This is a genomic window from Flavobacterium sp. (genome assembly GCF_044376915.1).
In the GTDB taxonomy this organism is placed as follows: domain Bacteria; phylum Bacteroidota; class Bacteroidia; order Flavobacteriales; family Flavobacteriaceae; genus Flavobacterium.
Genome location: NZ_JBILKB010000146.1, coordinates 1 through 2623 on the forward strand (window position 1 = coordinate 1; position 2623 = coordinate 2623).

5 protein-coding genes are annotated in these 2623 nt (G+C 37.5%); all 5 read left to right on the plus strand.

The annotated features are described in order from the left end of the window. Positions 1–757: ribosome small subunit-dependent GTPase A (gene rsgA / locus ACIQ6Z_RS09910; protein ID WP_396210712.1), on the plus strand; the 757-nt coding region annotated here is incomplete at its 5' end. A 21-nt stretch (positions 758–778) separates the two neighbouring features. Beyond that, entirely contained in the window at positions 779–1231 is a 453-nt protein-coding gene (dtd, locus tag ACIQ6Z_RS09915) for a D-aminoacyl-tRNA deacylase (protein ID WP_396197292.1), read from the plus strand. Continuing rightward, a complete protein-coding gene (locus tag ACIQ6Z_RS09920) occupies positions 1231–1422 on the plus strand; it encodes a hypothetical protein (RefSeq protein ID WP_396197291.1) in 192 nt (63 codons plus the stop codon). Before dtd ends, ACIQ6Z_RS09920 begins: the two co-directional genes overlap by 1 nt. A gap of 2 nt (positions 1423–1424) precedes the next feature. Next, entirely contained in the window at positions 1425–1751 is a 327-nt protein-coding gene (locus ACIQ6Z_RS09925) for a nucleotide pyrophosphohydrolase (RefSeq protein ID WP_396197289.1), read from the plus strand. A 2-nt stretch (positions 1752–1753) separates the two neighbouring features. After that, positions 1754–2623 (plus strand): 3-phosphoshikimate 1-carboxyvinyltransferase (locus ACIQ6Z_RS09930; protein WP_396210713.1); only part of this gene is annotated, 870 nt, incomplete at its 3' end.

A 2623-nucleotide genomic window follows, 5' to 3' on the forward strand; every position in this document is an offset into this window, starting at 1 on the left:
AAAATCGGTCAATTTATCCCATCAAATGCATATTATTGCGTCAAATATTGATGTTGTATTTTTGTTGGTAACCATTAACAATCCACCCACCACTACTAGTTTTATCGATCGATTTTTAGTCACCGCAGAAGCTTACGGAATTGAAGCCGTACTTGTATTTAATAAAATTGATACATTTGATGAGGCAACGTTAGAGGACCAATTGTATTTGCAATACATTTATACTGAAATAGGATACAAATGCTTGCGAGTTTCGGCCAAAGATGGAAAAGGTATCGATGAGTTAAAGGCTTTGATGAAAGATCGAGTATCTATGTTTTCGGGTCATTCTGGTGTTGGAAAATCAACATTAGTCAACACCTTAGAACCAGCACTTAATTTAAAAACCAAACAAATATCGGCTTCGCATGCACAAGGTAAGCATACCACAACTTTTGCCGAAATGTTTGATTTGTCCTTCGGTGCAAAAATAATCGATACCCCAGGAATTCGAGGTTTTGGGATAGTTGATATGGAGAAACAAGAGATAGGGGATTATTTCCCTGAATTTTTTGCCTTGAAAGACCAATGTAAATTTAATAATTGTTTGCACAAAGATGAGCCCCATTGTGCTATAAAGAACGCTTTGGAAAATGATGCAATTGCTTGGTCGCGGTATAAAAGTTATACCCAAATTTTAGAAGGGGACGAAGAGCAGTATCGCGCAGACATTTATGATGCCGAACGAAGAGCGAGTGATGAAACCAGAAAATCGTAATCTTAATTTGTTAAAATAGATATGAAAGCAGTTATCCAACGCGTTTCTGAGGCCTCAGTTACGATTGAAGATCAAGTAGTCGCACAAATCGAGAGTGGCTTGTTGGTGTTGATTGGAATTGAAGATGCCGATGGCTTGGAAGACTTACAATGGCTTTCGTCTAAAATTGCAAATTTGCGACTCTTTGCGGATGCAAATGGTGTAATGAATGTGTCGGTCAAAGAAAGCGGTGGCGATGTACTTGTCGTAAGTCAATTTACCTTACACGCATTAACTAAAAAAGGAAACCGACCGAGTTATATAAAAGCCGCACGACCTGAACTAGCCCTCCCAATTTATGAATCGTTTGTACAACAAATGGAAATTGAATTGGGTAAAAAAGTGCAAACCGGGAAGTTTGGTGCCGATATGAAAGTAGCCCTTTTAAATGACGGCCCAGTAACCCTAATAATTGATACAAAAAATAAAGAATAATGAAACATAAATTTGCACGATTCATCATTATTTCATCAATAAATGCACTACTCTATAGCGTAATTATTTATTTTATGGAGGTTAAAATGGAGCCCTTACGCTTTGTGCTTCAAGCCTTATTTTTCGGCTTTTTCATGGGATTTATGCAAGTGTTTGGCTTGCCATATATGAATCGAAATAAAAAACAATAAGCATGGATATACAAAATGCCCAACTTGCAGTCGATCATTGGATAAAAGAACACGGAGTTCGTTATTTTAATGAGTTGACAAATATGGCGCAACTTACAGAAGAAGTAGGAGAAGTTGCCCGAATCATTGCCCGTCGCTATGGCGAACAATCGGAAAAAGAATCGGATAAAAATAAAGATTTAGGCGAAGAATTAGCCGATGTGGTTTTTGTAGTACTTTGCCTGGCCAATCAAACGGGAGTGGATTTACAAGCAGCGTTTGATAAAAAATTGGATTTAAAAACAAATCGCGATCACGACCGTCATCACAATAATGAAAAACTTAAGTAATTGTGAATTTAAAACTAAGTTATAATCTTCCAACTATAAAGACCAATCTTCAAATTTCTGGCTCCAAATCAGAAACTAATAGATTATTAGTTTTGCAGGCTTTATATCCAAATTTAGTTTTAGAAAACACATCTAGTTCCGATGATTCTGAAGTGATGTTGAATGCATTGCAAAACTTCCAACTTCCAACTTCCAACTTCCAACTCGTAGATGTTCACCATGCCGGAACAGCGATGCGTTTTCTTACGGCCTATTTCGCCATCCAAGAAGGACGAGAAGTGATCGTTACAGGTTCGCCGCGCATGAAAGAGCGCCCTATTAAAATTCTTGTTGATGCCCTTCAGCAGCTCGGTGCCGAAATTACTTATGAAGAAAAAGAAGGATTCCCTCCGCTGCGCATCAGAGGAAATAAAATAGTAAAAAACAGCGTAGCCTTACCAGCAAATGTAAGCAGTCAATACATATCGGCTTTATTGTTGATAGCGCCAAAATTGGAAAACGGACTGGAACTTGTTTTAGAAGGGGAGATAACATCACTTCCTTATATTAAAATGACATTAGCTTTGCTGCATCAAATAGGAGTGACAACTTTATTTGAAAACAACACAATCAAAGTCACCCATAAACCATCAGCCATCACTCATTTTCCAATTACAGTCGAATCCGATTGGAGTTCGGCTTCTTATTGGTATTCCATAGTAGCCTTGTCGGAAATTGGTTTTGAAGTAACGCTTTCCAACTTTAAGAAAAATAGTTTGCAAGGCGATAGTGCTTTGGTAGTACTATATAAAGATTTTGGCGTTGGAACAACTTTCAATGCAGAGGAAACCATCACAATTTCTAAAATCAATTCCAATACTCCAAAACAATTG

Coding starts and splice junctions, on each gene's coding strand:
- ACIQ6Z_RS09925 (WP_396197289.1), top strand. CDS start 1,425: ATGGATATACAAAATGCCCAACTTGCAGTCGATCATTGGATAAAAGAA.
- ACIQ6Z_RS09920 (WP_396197291.1), top strand. CDS start 1,231: ATGAAACATAAATTTGCACGATTCATCATTATTTCATCAATAAATGCA.
- dtd (WP_396197292.1), top strand. CDS start 779: ATGAAAGCAGTTATCCAACGCGTTTCTGAGGCCTCAGTTACGATTGAA.